Source organism: Methanomassiliicoccus sp. (assembly GCA_033485155.1).
Lineage (GTDB): Archaea > Thermoplasmatota > Thermoplasmata > Methanomassiliicoccales > Methanomassiliicoccaceae > UBA6.
This window is the reverse complement of record JAWQJJ010000003.1, coordinates 269,657-285,148: the sequence shown is the minus strand read 5'-3', so window position 1 is coordinate 285,148 and position 15,492 is coordinate 269,657. Positions and strand designations below refer to the sequence as shown.

13 protein-coding genes are annotated in these 15,492 nt (G+C 61.2%); 10 read left to right on the top strand and 3 right to left on the bottom strand.

The annotated features are described in order from the left end of the window. Positions 1–99: 99 nt before the first annotated feature. The 8 genes from nifB (at position 100) to SA339_06870 (ending at position 9,076) form a co-directional block, all read left to right on the top strand. Complete coding sequence (gene nifB / locus SA339_06905) at positions 100–1,392, top strand: nitrogenase cofactor biosynthesis protein NifB (protein MDW5562941.1); 1,293 nt, start codon at positions 100–102, stop codon at positions 1,390–1,392. Positions 1,393–1,401: 9 nt separating this feature from the next. Beyond that, positions 1,402–3,000 carry an acetolactate synthase large subunit gene (locus SA339_06900; protein ID MDW5562940.1) on the top strand — a complete coding sequence of 533 codons (1,599 nt, stop codon included), beginning with the start codon at positions 1,402–1,404 and terminating at the stop codon, positions 2,998–3,000. 289 nt (positions 3,001–3,289) lie between these two features. After that, positions 3,290–5,977 carry an alanine--tRNA ligase gene (gene alaS, locus SA339_06895; protein ID MDW5562939.1) on the top strand — a complete coding sequence of 896 codons (2,688 nt, stop codon included), beginning with the start codon at positions 3,290–3,292 and terminating at the stop codon, positions 5,975–5,977. Positions 5,978–6,146: 169 nt separating this feature from the next. Next, positions 6,147–6,725 carry a 30S ribosomal protein S13 gene (locus SA339_06890; protein MDW5562938.1) on the top strand — a complete coding sequence of 193 codons (579 nt, stop codon included), beginning with the start codon at positions 6,147–6,149 and terminating at the stop codon, positions 6,723–6,725. Between the two features lie 24 nt (positions 6,726–6,749). Next, a complete protein-coding gene (locus SA339_06885) occupies positions 6,750–7,436 on the top strand; it encodes a 30S ribosomal protein S4 (GenBank protein ID MDW5562937.1) in 687 nt (228 codons plus the stop codon). Positions 7,437–7,438: 2 nt separating this feature from the next. Beyond that, on the top strand, positions 7,439–7,822 hold the full coding sequence (locus SA339_06880) for a 30S ribosomal protein S11 (protein ID MDW5562936.1): 384 nt from the start codon (positions 7,439–7,441) through the stop codon (positions 7,820–7,822). Positions 7,823–7,833: 11 nt separating this feature from the next. Next, complete coding sequence (locus tag SA339_06875; GenBank protein ID MDW5562935.1) at positions 7,834–8,673, top strand: DNA-directed RNA polymerase subunit D; 840 nt, start codon at positions 7,834–7,836, stop codon at positions 8,671–8,673. Positions 8,674–8,884: 211 nt separating this feature from the next. Beyond that, positions 8,885–9,076 carry a rubredoxin gene (locus tag SA339_06870; protein ID MDW5562934.1) on the top strand — a complete coding sequence of 64 codons (192 nt, stop codon included), beginning with the start codon at positions 8,885–8,887 and terminating at the stop codon, positions 9,074–9,076. A 51-nt stretch (positions 9,077–9,127) separates the two neighbouring features. Here SA339_06870 and SA339_06865 read toward each other — a convergent pair whose 3' ends face one another. Further along, complete coding sequence (locus SA339_06865) at positions 9,128–12,472, bottom strand: DNA polymerase II large subunit (GenBank protein MDW5562933.1); 3,345 nt, start codon at positions 12,470–12,472, stop codon at positions 9,128–9,130. Between the two features lie 107 nt (positions 12,473–12,579). Next, positions 12,580–13,575 carry a GTPase gene (locus SA339_06860; GenBank protein ID MDW5562932.1) on the bottom strand — a complete coding sequence of 332 codons (996 nt, stop codon included), beginning with the start codon at positions 13,573–13,575 and terminating at the stop codon, positions 12,580–12,582. A gap of 58 nt (positions 13,576–13,633) precedes the next feature. Here SA339_06860 and SA339_06855 point away from each other — a divergent pair, with 58 nt between their 5' ends. Together SA339_06855 and SA339_06850 are read left to right on the top strand one after the other, a co-directional pair. Further along, positions 13,634–14,335, top strand: coding sequence for an NUDIX domain-containing protein (locus SA339_06855; GenBank protein ID MDW5562931.1), 702 nt, complete (start codon positions 13,634–13,636; stop codon positions 14,333–14,335). 75 nt (positions 14,336–14,410) lie between these two features. Then, entirely contained in the window at positions 14,411–14,851 is a 441-nt protein-coding gene (locus SA339_06850; protein MDW5562930.1) for an Lrp/AsnC family transcriptional regulator, read from the top strand. Here the strand turns inward: SA339_06850 and SA339_06845 are convergent. Beyond that, complete coding sequence (locus tag SA339_06845) at positions 14,846–15,469, bottom strand: hypothetical protein (protein MDW5562929.1); 624 nt, start codon at positions 15,467–15,469, stop codon at positions 14,846–14,848. The two genes, SA339_06850 and SA339_06845, sit on opposite strands and share 6 nt — an antisense overlap. Positions 15,470–15,492 lie beyond the last annotated feature (23 nt).

The window sequence follows — 15,492 nt, the reverse complement described above, 5'->3', positions numbered from 1 at the left end:
GCGGCCTTCCCCGATCTGGAGGGCATCTTGGAGCTGCCGTCCCTTCAAAGGTCCGAAACGGGTAAGGGGCATCGGTTATAATCGTTAAAGTGCATCGTGATGACGAGGGAGATGGACACCAAGGACAGGCCAGACCTGAAGGCGATGCTGGAGACGCATCCCTGTTACAACGAATGTGCTCACCGCCAGTTCGCCCGCATGCACCTGCCGATAGCGCCGAAGTGCAACATCCAGTGCAACTTCTGCAACCGCAAGTACGACTGCACCAACGAATCGCGCCCTGGCGTCACCTCGGAGGTCCTGACCCCGGAGCAGGCGGTGGAGAAGGTACGCTTCGTCAAGAGCAAGGTGCCGCACCTCAGCGTAATCGGCATCGCCGGTCCCGGAGACCCGTTGGCGAACGAGGAGACCTTCCGGACGCTGGAGCTGGTCGGAAAAGAGTTCCCGGAGATGACGCTGTGCCTCAGTACCAATGGCTTGAACCTTCCGAAGAACGTCGAGCGGCTGAAGGCGTTGAACGTGCGCTTCCTCACCGTTACCATGAACGCCATCGATCCCGAGGTCGGCGCACGCATCTATGACTTCGTCCACTATGATGGCAAGAACTACCGCGGGGTGGAGGCGGCAACGATCCTCCTCAATAACCAGCAGGAAGGGATCAAGAGGGCGGCGGACGCGGGAATGCTGGTCAAGGTCAATTCTGTTCTGATCCCCGGCATCAACGCCGATCACCTGCCGGCGGTGGCCAAGAGGGCGAAGGAGCTCGGCGCGTACATTGTCAACATATTGCCGCTCATACCGGTGCCGGGCACCAAGTTCGAGAACCTGCCGGCACCGACGGCGAAGCAGCGAAAGGAGCTGCAGGATTTGTGCGAAGTGGATATCCGGCAGATGAGGCACTGCCGGCAGTGCCGTGCCGATGCCATCGGCCTCCTGGGCGAGGACCGCTCGGCGGAGTTCGCGCACTTTACCTGCTCCGGCAGCAGTGCAGAGAAAGGACAGCCGGTGGCGCTGGAGTTGGAGGGAGCAACAAAATACCGCATCGCTGTCGCCACCGGCGACGGCCGGGCCGTGGATCAGCACTTCGGCATGGCCGAGGTGTTCCGCACCTATACTGTGGAGGCCGGCAAGATCTCCGAAGGGGAGAGCATCGACGTGCGAGAACAGCAGGAGATCCCTCTGTTCGGGCCCGGTCACCGCACCAAGATCGAAGATACGGCCGTCAAGCTCAGAGGCATGGATGCGGTGATCTCGACGAAGTTCGGGGAGCCGGCGATCGAGGTCATTCGGGAGAACGGCCTGATACCGATAGAAGATCATGGCGACGTACATGACGCGTTGAGGCGGGCGGCGGATTCGATCTACAAGGAGCGGTCGGCCACCTTTCAATGAGGTGCGGAAATGAAAGGTTCGGACATTCTGGTCAAGTGCCTGGAGGAACAGGGCGTAGAGCGCGTGTTCGGAATCCCGGGAGAGGAAAACCTCGACTTTATGGACTCTTTGGTCGGCTCGAACATCGATTTTATTCTAACTCGCCATGAGAGCAGCGCTGCCTTCATGGCCGGAATGGTCGGGCGGTTGACCTCGAGGCCCGGGGCGTGCTTGACCACCCTGGGCCCGGGAGCAGCGAACATTGTCATCGGGGTCGGGGAAGCATATCTCGGCTATTGTCCCATGGTGGCGATGAGCGGGCAATTGAGCCACTCATGCCACCGCCCGACGAGGAAGCAGTACCTGGACCTCATGTCCATGTTCCGTCCCATCACCAAGGGTGTTCTTTCTCCGGCCAATGCGGAGGAATTGGTCGGAAAGACAAGGGAAGCGTTCTCCCTGGCTGCCGCCGAGCGCCCGGGGCCGGTGTACCTCGAGCTACCGGAGGACGTTATGAAGGGTAGCGGCTTGGAGCCGGCCCCCCCATCCCGTCCCATTTCCGAGAGCGCGATGGCCCCGGACGTAAGCCAGGTCAGAGAATGGCTCGCCGCGTCCCAGCACCCGATCATCCTCGCTGGCAGCGGCGTGGTCCGGGGACGGGCGACCGCCGAGCTGATCAAATTCGCGGAGCGGTGGAACGTTCCGGTGGCCATGACCTGGCTCGGAACAGGGAGCGTGCCGTTCGATCATCCCCTGAGCTTGGGGACCGTAGGCCTGCGGAGGGCGGACCTCGTCAGGCGGGCGTTCGAGGCTTCGGACCTCGTTCTCCTTGTCGGTTTCGACATCGTGGAGTTCGAACCGCTGTACTGGAACTTCGGGACGGCGAAGAAGGTGGCGTACATGGCGGCGGCACCTTGCAATCGCGTCCCGGGATTCCAACCGGACCTCCAGGTCATCGGGGACGTGCGCCCGATGCTGAGCGCATTAAGCGAAATCGGTGCGGCCGGTCAGAACTGGACCGCGGACCTGAAAATTGAGCTGAAGGAAATGCTCGCCACCGTGCCTAATCCGGGCAGGGGGGTGAAGCCGCAGGCGATAGTGCGGGCGATCAGGAGTGCGCTGGGGAAGGAGGATGTCGCAGTGTCTGACGTGGGCGCCCACCTGCTGTGGATGGCTCAACGATACCCCGTGTACAAGGAGAACACCCTGCTCATGAGCAATGCCCTGATACCGATGGGCGTCGGCGTGCCATGGGCCATTGCCGCTAAGCTAGTTAACCCGGAGCGCAAGATCGTGGCTTCGGTCGGCGACGGGAGCTTTGCCATGACTGGTATGGAGCTGCTCACGGCCAAGGAGCAGGGGACGCCCCTTGTAGTGGTGGTGTGGAACGACTCGGAGCTCGGATTGATCCGGATTAAGCAGGAGAAGGCGTTCGGACGCAGCATAGGTGTACGATTCGGCAACCCGGACCTCGTCGGTTATGCCAAGTCGTTGGGAGTCGCCGGCTACCGGGCATCATCGAGCAGAGAGTTAGAGGAGGTCCTGACGCGATGCCTCAAGGACGACGAGCTGGCGGTGATAGATGTGGCGGTGGACGCCAGCGAGACGTCAGGCCTCTCGCCGTCCTGAGCGCGGCGTATTCCCATGTCCCCCATATTTCACCCAGGAGCTGAGGAAGTCGACCGTTCGGGCCCGCCATCAGCAGGTCATCGAGGATCATCAACATCGGCTATAGGGCCGATAACAACGGCTGATGCAGCTTCCTCCGACCACGCGCCCTATGATGCTGTACGCGGCGTGCTGGGAGCGGGACGAACCAGATGAATACGGGAGGGTCATGCAGTCCACAGGGGGTTGTATCGTGCCTCCCTCATCTAATTAGAAAAGGATTAAATGAGCCATCACATTACTCGCCAGCATGTCCTCAGAGTTCGATCTTCAGTTCTTCAAGGATAACAACTTCATTCGCAAGGTCTGCCCCAAGTGCGGCCGTGCGTTCTGGTCCCAGGGAGATTGGGAGACCTGTGGAGAGTCTCCCTGCGAGGAGTACTCGTTCATCAACAACTCGCCGATAAAGCGGCCCTACTCCAACCACGAGATGCGTGAAGAGTATCTCAACTTCTTCGAGGAACATGGTCACGGCCGGGTCCGCCGCTACCCCATCGTCGCCCGGTGGCGGGAAGATGTTTTCTTCACCCAGGCCAGCATCTACGACTTCCAGCCGTGGGTGCTCAATGGCGTCGTTGATCCGCCGTTCAATCCGCTGACCATTTCCCAGACCTGCGTCCGGTTCAACGACATCGACAACGTTGGACGCACCGGTCGGCACTACACCTTCTTCGAGATGCTCGCGCATCATGCGTTCAACAGATCGGGGAAGGAGATCTACTTCAAGGACCGGACCGTCGAGCTCTGCCATAAGTTCTACACCGAGCGGCTGGGCGTACAGAAGGAGAGGATGCGCTACATCGAGGAGTGGTGGGAGGGCGGCGGCAACTCCGGACCGTGCGTGGAAGTGATCCTGGAGGGCGTGGAGCTTGCCACCCTAGTGTTCATGCAGTATCGGGAAACGCCGCAGGGCCGCATACCCATGGACATGACCGTGGTGGATACGGGCTATGGTCTCGAGCGTGCGACCTGGATCTCCCAGGGAACGCCGTCGGCCTACGAGGCGGTCTTCGGTCCGGTCGTCCAGTACATCCAGGATGAGGTTGGCATCAAGCCGAACCAGCGCATCTTGGAGGAATACAGCAAGGTGGCTGGGGCCATGAATATGAAGACCGCGGCGGACATCCGGAACCTGAGGCAGCGCACCGCGGAGCGGCTCGGGATCACCTACGAGGAACTAATCGCCAACGTTGGGCCGATGGAGGACATCTACATCATCTGCGACCACTCCCGCGCCTTGGCCTTCATGCTCAACGATGGGGTGGTGCCGTCGAACGTGCGCGAAGGCTACTTCGCCCGCATGCTGGTCCGCCGGGCCCTGCGCTCAATGCGCTCGCTGGACGTCAAGTTCACCCTGGCTGACATCGTGGGGATGCAGATCGACTACTTCTCGCCATACTTCCCTGAGCTGGTGGAGAACCGCGACGACATCATGTCTCTGGTCAAGGTCGAGGAACAGCGTTATTACGAAACGCTGGAACGCGGCCGGTCCATTGTCCAGAGGATGACCAAGGACCTCAAGGGCCAGCCGATCACGGTCGACAAGCTCATCGAGCTGTATGACTCCCATGGACTGAACCCGGAGATCGTTAAAGAGTTCTCCGATGTGCCAGTGGAGATACCAGACAACTTCTACATGCAGGTCGCCAAGCGGCACGAGTCCACCGAAGCCGTCGACGAGGAAGGGGCGAAGACCGAGGAGTACCCTCTGAACATGCCGGAGACCACGAAGTCGTACTACGAGGACCCAGAGGTCATGGCTTTCGAGGCTGAGGTCGTGGCCGTGGTGAACGGGGCGGTGGTGCTGGACCATACTTACTTCTACCCCGAAGGGGGTGGCCAGGAAGCCGATTACGGCACACTGAACGGCTACGAGGTCATCAACGTGCAGAAGGTGAGGAACACGATCCTGCACTTCCTGGACGGAAAGCACGACGTCGTTGTGGGCAGCAGGGTCGCCTGTGCCATCAACGAGCCCCGGCGCCGGCAGCTGATGCGCCACCACACCGCGGCGCACATCATCAACGGCTCGGCCCGGGAGATGCTCGGAAACCATGTATGGCAATCGGGCGCCCACAAGAGCGTGGACGAGGCCCGCCTGGACATCACCCACTTCGAGAACCTCTCCGAGGAGCAGCGTACTCAGCTGGAGAAGCGGTGCAACGAGGTGGTGCTGGAGGACCATCCGGTGGAGATCAAGTTCATGCAGCGGGACGAGGCGGAGGCGAAGTTCGGATTCAGGCTATACCAGGGTGGTGTCGTCCCCGGCAAGATCATCCGTGTCGTCAACACCACCGGGGTGGACGTGGAAGCGTGCGGCGGGCTGCACTGCGACCGTACCTCTCGTGTCGGCCCCATTCGCATCCTGCGCACCAAGAGGATCCAAGATGGAGTGGTCCGGATCGAATACTCCGCCGGCCTGGCCGCAGTCAATGGAATGCAGTCGGACAAGGCGTGCGTCGATCAGCTGGCAGACAGGATGAACGTTGGTCGCGAAGCGCTTCTCCCGGCCGCGGTGAAGCTCCTCAACGACGTCAAGGAAGACCGCAAGCGGTTGGAGAACATGGCGGCCAAGCTTAACAGGATCATGGCCGACAGCCTGCTGGAGAAGGCGGTCCAGGTCGACGGCGCGCGCGTCGTCGTCCACCTCGCGGCGGAGGACGAGGACCCCCAGGCCCTCTCCCTCGCCCTGACCTCGGTCCCCGGTGTGATCGCCGTGCTCGGTCTTCAGGACAAGAGCCCCAAGCTGTTCGTGTCCCGTTCCTCCGACATCAAGCTTGACTGCCGACCAGTGCTTAAGGACATCATGAAGCTGGTCGGAGGCGGGGGCGGGGGCAAGCCGGACTTCGCCCAGGGCGGAGGGGGCGACCCCGCCAAGCTGCCGGGAGCGATGGAGCGGGCCCTCGAAATCGTTACAGCAGCGATGGCCAAGCGGTGAGTCGAGGACCTCTCCCGTACCTCGTTCCCGAAGGCATCGCCAGCATGGCTCAGGGCACAGCCGGCGAACAGAGAAATGGTTAAATAGGGACTTGCGTGTAGGGGAGACGCTCCATAAACTATATACATAGAATGGATAAAGTTCATACAATTTCATTGGAGGTAGCAGTTTGGCGCAACCTGAAGGACAGGAAAAACCACAAAAGGCCGAGAAGAAAGAGAAGGGAAAGAAGGAGAAAGCGGAGAAGCCGGTAGAGAAGAAGGTCGACGAGAACTTCCGGTACATCGTCCGCATCATGAACTTCGACATCGATGGCAACAAGTCCCTGATGATGGGCATACAGAATGTGAAGGGTGTCGGCCCCCGTGTCGCCGCTGTCGTGGCTAAGAGAACCGGCATCAAGCCCTCGGAGAAGATGGGCAACCTGTCCGAAGCGCAGACCGATGAGATCACCAAGGTGATCGCCAGCTACCCGGAGTTCGCCCCGCACTGGGCTGTGAACCGCCAGAACGATTTCGAGAGCGGTGATGACATGCACATCTTCGGCGTGGACCTCGATGTGGCGAAGAAGGACGACATCAACCGCATGAAGATGATTCGCTGTTACAAGGGCGTAAGGCACGAGCAGGGACAGAAGGTTCGTGGTCAGAAGACCCGGTCCAACGGACGGACTGGCCTTACTATGGGTGTCAGCCGGCAGAAGGCTCAGCAGCCTGGCGCCGCCGCGGCCCCGGCCGAGAAGAAGTAAGAGAGATATTGAGCAGGTGTTAATATGGGAGATCCGAAGTTCCCTCGCCGGTCCTACGACGCTCCTTCTCACCCCTGGAGAGGAGAGAGGATCAAGGCCGAGACTGAGATATGCAATGCCTACGGTTTGAAGAACAAGCGCGAGCTGTGGAAGGCCCAGGCGGTCCTCAGGAACCTGAGGAACCAGTCCAAGCTGCTGCAGGCCCGCGTCCGTCTTAACGACGAGCAGGCCAAGCTCGAGGCGTCCCTTCTGCTGAAGAAGTGCGCCCGCATGGGCCTCCTGCCCATGGAGGGGAGCACCCTCGATGACGTCCTCGGCCTCACCCAGGAGACCGTCCTGAACCGCAGGTTGCAGACCCTGGTCCACCGCAAGGGACTCGCTGCCACGCCCAAGCAGGCAAGGCAGTTCATCGTCCATGGCCACGTGTCCATCGATGGCCGCAAAGTCACCATCCCCGGATACGTCGTGAAGAGGACGGAGGAGGAGAAGATCACCTTCAACCCCCTGTCTCCCATATCCAACGAGCTTCACCCCCTGAGAACCGGGGGACAGCCGAGCAATGCTCCCGAGGCCCCGGCCGCGAAGGTCGAGGAACATTCGAACTCCCAAGTGGAGAAAGTCGAGAAGGTACTGAAGAAGGTCGCCGCCGATGTGGTCGAGGGCGAGCCTGCGGACCTGCCAGACCTGACCCCTGAAGCAAAGGAGGAGTAAAAATGGGAAAGTGGGGCATCGCGCACATCTACGCTAGCTATAACAACATCATCATCACCCTGACCGACATCACCGGCGCTGAGACGATCACCAAGGCCACCGGTGGCATGGTGGTCAAGGCGGCCAAGGACGAGTCTTCGCCCTACGCGGCCATGAGGGCCGCGGAGAAGGTGGCGGAGATCGCCAAGGAGAAGGGCATCGAAGGCATCCACGTGAAGGTCCGCGCTCCGGGCGGCAACAAGGCTACCTCCCCCGGTCCCGGCGCACAGGCTGCCATTCGGGCGCTCGCTCGAGCCGGCATGAAGATCGGCCGGATCGAGGATGTCACCCCCATCCCCCATGATGGGACCAAGAAGAAGGGCGGCAGAAGGGGCCGAAGAGTATAGAGGTTGCATACATGGACCTGAAGATCATCGACCTGACCGAAACCCATGCTAGGTTCGTCGTTTCGGGGATCCGCCCGGACATGGCCAACGCCCTGAGGCGTACGCTCATGACCGAGGTCCCCAAGATGGCCATCGAGACCGTCGAGTTCCACCTGGGTCCGATCAGGGACGAGGACGGTAAGGAATGCGAGAGCGTCAGCCCGCTGTTCGACGAGATCATCGCCCACCGGCTCGGTCTCGTGCCCATCCCTACCGATCCCGATCTGTACGTCGTTAAGGATAAGTGCACCTGCAACGGCGAGGGTTGTCCGAACTGCACCATCATGTACTCCCTCAACAAGAAGGGCCCCGCGGAGGTCTACTCCGGCGATCTGGAGCCCCTCGGTGGGAAGGAGCTGAGGGTGAAGGACGAACTCATACCGATCGTCAAGCTCGGCCCTAAGCAGGCATTGCTCGTCTATGCCTCCGCTGAGCTTGGCATCGCCAAGCGGCACGCCAAGTGGCAGGTGACCTCCGGGACCAGCTACCGCTACTACCCCACTGTCACCATCGACACGGCGAAGTGTGATGGCAACGAGGAATGCGTAAAAGCCTGTCCCCGCGACGTGCTGGCCAAGAAGGACGGCAAGATCGTGGTCACCAACCTGGAGGATTGCATCCTGTGTAGCGCATGCATCAAGGCCTGCCCCAAGGACGCGATCACCACGAGCGGCGATGAATCCAAGTTCATCTTCGAGTTCGAGACCGACGGTTCGCTGACCGCCCGGGACACTCTGAGAAAGGCCCTGGAGATCCTCGAGAAGAAGTTCGACGACTTCCGTGAGGATGTGGGTCAGCTCATCGAAGGATGAAACCATAGCGAAAAACCGCTTTCTGCCCTGACGGGCATCTTCCATTTTCCTTTTCTGTAATGCGTTTATCATCGTTCCCGGTCAAGGACCGCGTTATGACGGCGACTCCTTCGAAATCGGAGAGATCGTTCGAGACCCATATTCAATCAGGGCTAATTTTCTTATATTCTTCAATAAATGGTATCTTACTAAACCATAGGAGCTCACTTACATGGAGAAGAACATGGAAAAGTATGTCTGCCCCATCTGCGGCTACATCTACGACCCAGAAGTAGGAGACCCTGACCACGGCATCCCCCCCGGAACCCCGTTCGAGGATCTGCCGGACGAGTGGACCTGCCCCTACTGCAACACTCCGAAGAGCAGCTGCCAGAGCTTCTCTTCCGTCATGGGCAGCATCTAAGCGGATGAAGGCCGCTTTCAGCATTAAAAAAACCGCCTTCCCACTGCATGCTCACATGAAATCGGTGAGCTTGCATTTTTTTACCTTATCTGACTGGAACAGCGATTTCATCGACTCCTCGACTATGCCTATGCGTTGCTGAGTATAGGCGTCGAGCTCGAACTTCTCGCTGATCTCCTTGGTGATCTCAAGGTACTTCTTCACGCTCTTCTCATGTACCGTGAGCGTTAGGTTGTTGCCACAGTAGCAGCGGCCCTTGAGCGGTATGCGGCGGTACTTCGCTCCGCACTTGGTGCACCTCAGCGATTGCGAGGAGAAGGACTTCAGGTTGCCGATCATGTCCGGCAGGAAGTGCTTGGTGATGACCCGGTACACCACGTCCTTGGCATCGACCGCCCGGATGATGCGGGCGAGTTCCAGCTGGGCGTTCATCTTATCGATCATGGTCTCCAAGGTCTTGTAGGCCGATTCGTTAGGCCCCTCGGAGATGTCCCTGGTATCATGGGTGTACCCGAAGCCCTCATACTGGAGCGCCGAACCGATGCGGCCGGAGACCTGGTCCATGATAGAATCGATCTCCTTGGGGTGCTTGTACTCCAGCGTCGCCTGGTAGAACTCTAAGGGGTACTCCCAGCGCACATCGATGTTGTGCGCCTCCTTGTCGATCTCGTTGGGATCGAGCCTAGTGGTCAGGACCAGGGGGGCATCCATCAGCCCGCCCCGGCTCTTCGGGAGGAACTCCTTCGAGAAGTTGAGCAGACCGTCGAGCAGCAGGATGACCGAATCCTCGTCGCCATCGGCGTTCCTGCGCTTGGCGGCATGGAAGAATGGGTGCCCGTAGCCGACGTTCGTTTTCGTGTAACCGATGATGCGGCACAGGATCCCGCCCGAAGTGTGGGGGGCGAGACCGATGGTCAGCTGCCCGATGAGGTCGCCGCGGTTACGGGCGTTGTAGAACCTCGCGAGCCCGTAGTACTTCTCCAGCAGGTCGTCGACGAAGTCGGCGATCTTGATCATGTAATCCCCGCAGCTCTCCGACGGTATGATGTCCTGCACCCTGAGCTCGCACACCTGCTCGGGAGAGGTCAGCTCCTCGTTGTGGACATCCTTGGTGTACCCCAATGCTCTAGCCTTCTCGATGCTCAGCCCGATCTCCCGGGGGCGGAAATGGGTCACCGGAACATCGGTCATGTCGAACCGGATCGTGCCGTCCTTGAACACATAGATGTCATGGACCGCCCGCAGCAGACCCTTCTCCAGGGCCTCGGGGGTCTTGTTCTTCGAGATCATACCCTGGACGCCCTTGATTTCTGGGGCCTCGGCCACTCCCACGCGGGCCATGGCGTTCTGCAGGAGCTGGCTCAGGTCTATGCGCTGCGTGGTCGGCCTATTAACGGTGAAGGTGTGGGCTCCGCACTCCGCACAGGAGCATAGGAAGGTATTCTTCCCGCACTCCGGACACTGCCGGAGGCCCATCTCCGCTTCCACTCGTGATTCGTTGACCGCGGTGGAGACGAGACGCTGCATCCCTCCGCTCTGGCCCAGGGGGAACAGGGCGTGGGGCGGGGGCTTCATCTTCCTCTCCTTGGCCTTCTCCGGCCTGGCCATCCTCGAGCCGATGCGGGTGACCGCCCGCGCCCGCACCTCGGCGCCCATGGCCTTCGAAACCGCCCTCAGGGTCGGCGAGGGCAACAGCTCGTCGGGCTGCGCCCCCGGGTCGGCCAGGGGCGTGCGCTCGACGATCTTCCCTCCCTCATGGCTCAATCCGAGGCCTTCCAGTAAGGGCATGGCGTAGAACTCGACGATGACCTCCTGCCCCGTGACCCGGTGGAGGGCCCCCAGGGACTCCAAGGTGCGCTTGCTGCCTTGCTCTCGCTTGAGATGCAGTCCGTCCTCCTTCCACGCTCCCGTCGTCAGTATGTGCGCCCTGAGGGCCTGCAGGTCCTCCAGGGGTAGGTCGTACCAGAACAGGTTGTACCTAGGATGCAGGGGCACCCCGAACTGGCGGGAGATCTCCTTGGCCCGCTCGTAGCCCGGCTCCTCCCAATCGGCAGGCAGATCCCGCGCCTTGGACCTGAGTTCGGCCCTGTACCATTCGGGCACGTAGCCCGCAGGCGCGAGGATGTGATTGTTTTCCATGAACTCGCCGTAGGCTAGCAGCACCTCCCCGAGGTCGACGATCTCCGCGACGTCCGGCCGGTATCGCTTGGCATCCTTGACGGTGTTGGCCTGAACGAGGTCGCCGTTCTTGAGCAGCAGGATCGGTCCCTCGATGGTGTCGCAGGGCGTGACCGCACCAGCCTTGCCCGGGCGCTCGATCTTGATCTGCGTGCCGACCGCGAGGAAGTCGTTGAGGGCGAACATGGTGGCCGGATTGATGGCCAACGCGGCCAGACCGGTAGTGCGTCCCCTCCCGTACCGCAGTCTGAAACCTCCAACGCGGGAGGGGTGGCAGATGACCGGCCTGCCGGCGACCATGTCCTTGAGGAACTTGGAGTCCGGCACTATCTTCTTGGCCGACTTATCATCGCCCTTGTCGTGGCGCTTCTTCCACTCCAGGTACTCGTCGATGAACTCCCAGCCATCGATGCCCAGCTTCTTGACGTGCTTCTGGATCTTGGGCGCCTTCAGGCACATGCCCTCCGATATCACGAGGCAGGCTCCGCCCCGCACCCGGTTGGTCTCGATGCGCGGCAGGTCCCGGAATCCCGAGATCTCCATCTCCTCCGTGCCCTCGCCGTCGACGCACACCGGGCAGCTGCGGGCGATGATCTCGATCTCCTCGTTGCCCGGAGTATATTGAAGGTGCTGGCACTGCTTGTAGAGGGGAATCTCCTCCATGAACCGCTGAACCTCGCTTTCGGTGGGGATGTACCGCCCGATACCGATCTCCCGTCGGACGACGTCCCCGATGAGGACGCTCAGCGCCTGCCCGGTCCCTCCCGCCGCCCGGATGGGCCCGGCGAAGGAAATGGAGAGGTACTCGGACCCATCGGCATTGCGGCCGATCTTGCATCCGGCGATGCCTTCCAGCGGCGCCACCAGGATGCCTTCGGTAAGGACGGCGAGCCCGACCCGCACCGCCCGGTCGATCGACTCCTCGCGTGTCTTGGCCGGCTGGGTGGCCATCTCCTTGGCCACGAGCAGGGAAACCTCCTCGCGGTTGTGGTTCTTGGACAATTCACGGATGCGTTCGGCCACGCCCTCCACATGCCAGTCTTCGAGCAGCTTCTCGCATCTCGAGGCCAGGTCCTCGGCCCGCGGGATCTCCACGAAGACCTCGGGGTCCAACCCCCGGGCTCGGGCCCGGCGGGCTATGCCGTAGCACCGGTCCGTCTCCGCGAACAGGCCCTTGAAGTAATCCTCCATGGCCTTGCTGCACGCCACTCCCGCCATGCTTAATCACCTGCGATCCGCCGATCCCCTATGTCGGCCATCGGCCAATGCGAGGACGTGAAGATAAATGGTTCGCTTGAAGAGATGGCAAAGGCGAATCTTTACCCCTAGGTCGGCAGCTTGTCCAGGTCGTTCACCCGTTGAGCCTTGAGCGCTCCCTCGATCTTGGCCATCAGTTCGTCCACTCCCTCCCCGGTGAGGGCGGAGATGCGCGGCCGGTCTGTGAACTTGCCCTCCAGGTCCGCCTTGCTCTCCACCTCGATGATGGGTATCTCCGAGAAGTTAGCCTTGACTGATTCCAACAGCGCCAACTGCCGGTCGAGGGTGTAGCCGCAGGTCTCCGAGGGATCGATGAGGAATACGATGATGTCGGCCAGGTAGCGCAGGGCCAGGACGGCCTGAAGCTCGATGGCGTTCCGCTTCTCCAGCTCCCGGTCCAGCAGGCCGGGGGTGTCAATGATCTGGTAGGTCTGCCACCCGCTCTTGAGATGTCCAATGATGACGCCCTTGGTGGTGAAGGGGTAGGGAGCAATGGTGGGCTTGGCCGTCGAGATGCGTTCTACCAGCTGGCTCTTGCCAACGTTGGGGTAGCCGGCGATGACCACGGTCTGCACGGTGGTGTCCACCGCCGGGAGCTGTCTCAGCTGGTCGCGGGCCTTTTGGCAGAACAAAAGGTCCCCGTCCACGCGGTTGATGACCGACGAGAAGCGGCCGTAGAATTCCCTGGTCGCCTTGGCCACCTCATCGATGGTAGGAGCCCTCCGTACCCGCATCAGGTAGATGCGCTGGAGATCGGAGCACTTCTCGGCGCACCACGAGAGATTCCCCAGCGCCTTCTTCAGCTTCTCGTGCCCGATGATGACGTCGATGAGCTGGGAGTAGAACTCGTCCTCCTTCTCCATCCGAGGGAAGGAACGGACGTACTTCAGCAGCGTGGTGGTGGTCATGTCCCCGATGGCGGTTATCTTGCCGATGTTGGTCTTCTTGACCGTATCGAACGCTGCCGCCCCGTTGACCTCCTTTCTGGAAGCTCGGGCATAGGCCCGGTCCAGGAGCTCCTGGGCTGTCATGATGGTCGGAATCTGCCGCTTCCAGTCCTGCATGGCCGGGCCATAGGAGGGAGCAAGTTATTAAGTTATCATTTGGCCATCGTCGGGGGCGATGAGCCACGGGGTCAGGTGCCAGATCTGGTTGACGGAGGGGGAACGCCTGATCATTGGGGAGGAGGGGGCCGGGTTGCTCGCTTCTATCGCCGAGCGGGGATCCCTCCAGGAAGCGGCCGCGGTCCGGGGGATGAGCGACGGGCGGGCTCGGGAGATCATCGCCCAGATCGAGGAGGTGCTCGGTGCCAGGATCGTGGTGAGCGGGGACAGGTGCAACCTCACCGCCGAAGGGAACGCGCTCCTCGATGAGCACCAGAACAAGAAGCGGCGGGCCGACGAGCAGCTGGCCCACGCCTTCAGGAACCCCACCCTCACTGCCGACGGGGTGGTCATGGTGGATGGCCGCATCGTTCTGGTCCGCCGGGGCCGGGAGCCGGGTAGGGGCAAGTACGCGCTGCCCGGCGGTTTCGTAGAACACGGCGAACGGGCCGAGGACTGCGCTGTGCGCGAGGTCATGGAGGAGACTGGATTGCGGACCGAGCCGCTGGGACTGGTGGGCCTGTACTCCGACCCCGGGCGGGATCCCCGCGGGCACATCGTCAGCGCGGTTTTCCACCTGCGCGTCGTGGGCGGCGAGCTGAGGGCCGGGGACGACGCCGATGAGGTGTCGCTCTACGACCTCGATTCCCTTCCGGAGCTAGCCTTCGATCACGCCAAGATCATTACCGACCATCTTAGGGCGACGGGGAAGCGGCGCTGAGCGTAGAACGCCGCTATCACTGCCCCCCTTTCACCTGGAAAGCTTTTATACTGTGGGCAAGCGTACAAAGACAGGATGCTGCAAGATGACCTTGACTCCAGGATACTTCGGTTGTTGCAGCGGAACGGAAAGTTGACCTATGAGGAGATAGGGGCCCTCGTCGACCGCTCCCCGTCGACCATACGCGATCGCATTAAGAAGTTGGAAGAGAATAAAACGATCATGGGCTACTCCGCCATCGTCAACCACGACCGCATGGGCATCAGCTGCGATGCGTACATCGCCGCGGACATCCCGCCGGACAAGACCCAGACGGCGATAGCCTCCCTGTTCTCGATGGAGAATGTCTCCGAGATCCTCCGGGTCACCGGGGAGCGCCGGATCATGTTCCGCATCCGGGCGGCTAACAACTCAGAGATGATTGACATCATCGACCGCAAGATCCGGCCCCTGGGCTTTCACAACATCGAGGTGACGGTGGTCTTGGAACCGGTGGTCCGCTATCCTGGACTATAATTCGTGGACCTTGGCGCTCTCCGGGACGTCGACCCTGAGCGAATGCCCGTCCTTGGAGGGTTTTCCCACCGAACTCTTGGACACCACCCAGAACTTGCGGGCGAGCATGCCGCCCTCCAGGACCAGGGGGTTAACCCTAAGTATCCTCTCCACCTGTTCCGCCGTGTAGAACGCGGTGCCGTACTGGCCGATGAGCGTGACCCCATGAATGGGCGGTGCGAGGGCCATGCTGGACAGCTGGACGATATGGGCCTCGAAAGCATCAGGGTCAGCGCCCAGCCAATCCAAGTCCCACATTATCACCAGTTCGGGACGGGTCAAACCGTCCAGCTCCACGTCGATGTACTCCTGCAGTGCACCGGCCTGGAACTGCCCGGAACGGCACAAAAGGGGTTTGGCGGGGACGACAATCAGATGCCCGTCCTCCACGGCCGCGTCCAGGACCCGGGGGCGGGAGGCCTTGGTCTCCGTGTCCCAACGGTCACTAAGCATGACCAGGCGCTGGTCCTCGCCCATCCAGGAGACCGTATCGGTCACCACCCGCACCTGCTCGGCATCACTGCGGTAGATGTGTGCAGCGTGGTCACCTCTCCTCAGCTCCTCATACCATCGCTTCATGTCTGCACCCGGCCCAACAACGA

Bases quoted from the DNA above. Each gene is read 5' to 3' on its own strand.
- SA339_06875 (MDW5562935.1), top strand. From the start codon at position 7,834: ATGGACCTGAAGATCATCGACCTGACCGAAACCCATGCTAGGTTCGTC.
- SA339_06900 (MDW5562940.1), top strand. From the start codon at position 1,402: ATGAAAGGTTCGGACATTCTGGTCAAGTGCCTGGAGGAACAGGGCGTA.
- SA339_06860 (MDW5562932.1), bottom strand. From the start codon at position 13,575: ATGCAGGACTGGAAGCGGCAGATTCCGACCATCATGACAGCCCAGGAG.
- SA339_06870 (MDW5562934.1), top strand. From the start codon at position 8,885: ATGGAGAAGAACATGGAAAAGTATGTCTGCCCCATCTGCGGCTACATC.
- alaS (MDW5562939.1), top strand. From the start codon at position 3,290: ATGTCCTCAGAGTTCGATCTTCAGTTCTTCAAGGATAACAACTTCATT.
- SA339_06885 (MDW5562937.1), top strand. From the start codon at position 6,750: ATGGGAGATCCGAAGTTCCCTCGCCGGTCCTACGACGCTCCTTCTCAC.
- SA339_06880 (MDW5562936.1), top strand. From the start codon at position 7,439: ATGGGAAAGTGGGGCATCGCGCACATCTACGCTAGCTATAACAACATC.
- SA339_06845 (MDW5562929.1), bottom strand. From the start codon at position 15,469: ATGAAGCGATGGTATGAGGAGCTGAGGAGAGGTGACCACGCTGCACAC.
- SA339_06865 (MDW5562933.1), bottom strand. From the start codon at position 12,472: ATGGCGGGAGTGGCGTGCAGCAAGGCCATGGAGGATTACTTCAAGGGC.
- SA339_06850 (MDW5562930.1), top strand. From the start codon at position 14,411: ATGCTGCAAGATGACCTTGACTCCAGGATACTTCGGTTGTTGCAGCGG.
- nifB (MDW5562941.1), top strand. From the start codon at position 100: ATGACGAGGGAGATGGACACCAAGGACAGGCCAGACCTGAAGGCGATG.
- SA339_06855 (MDW5562931.1), top strand. From the start codon at position 13,634: ATGAGCCACGGGGTCAGGTGCCAGATCTGGTTGACGGAGGGGGAACGC.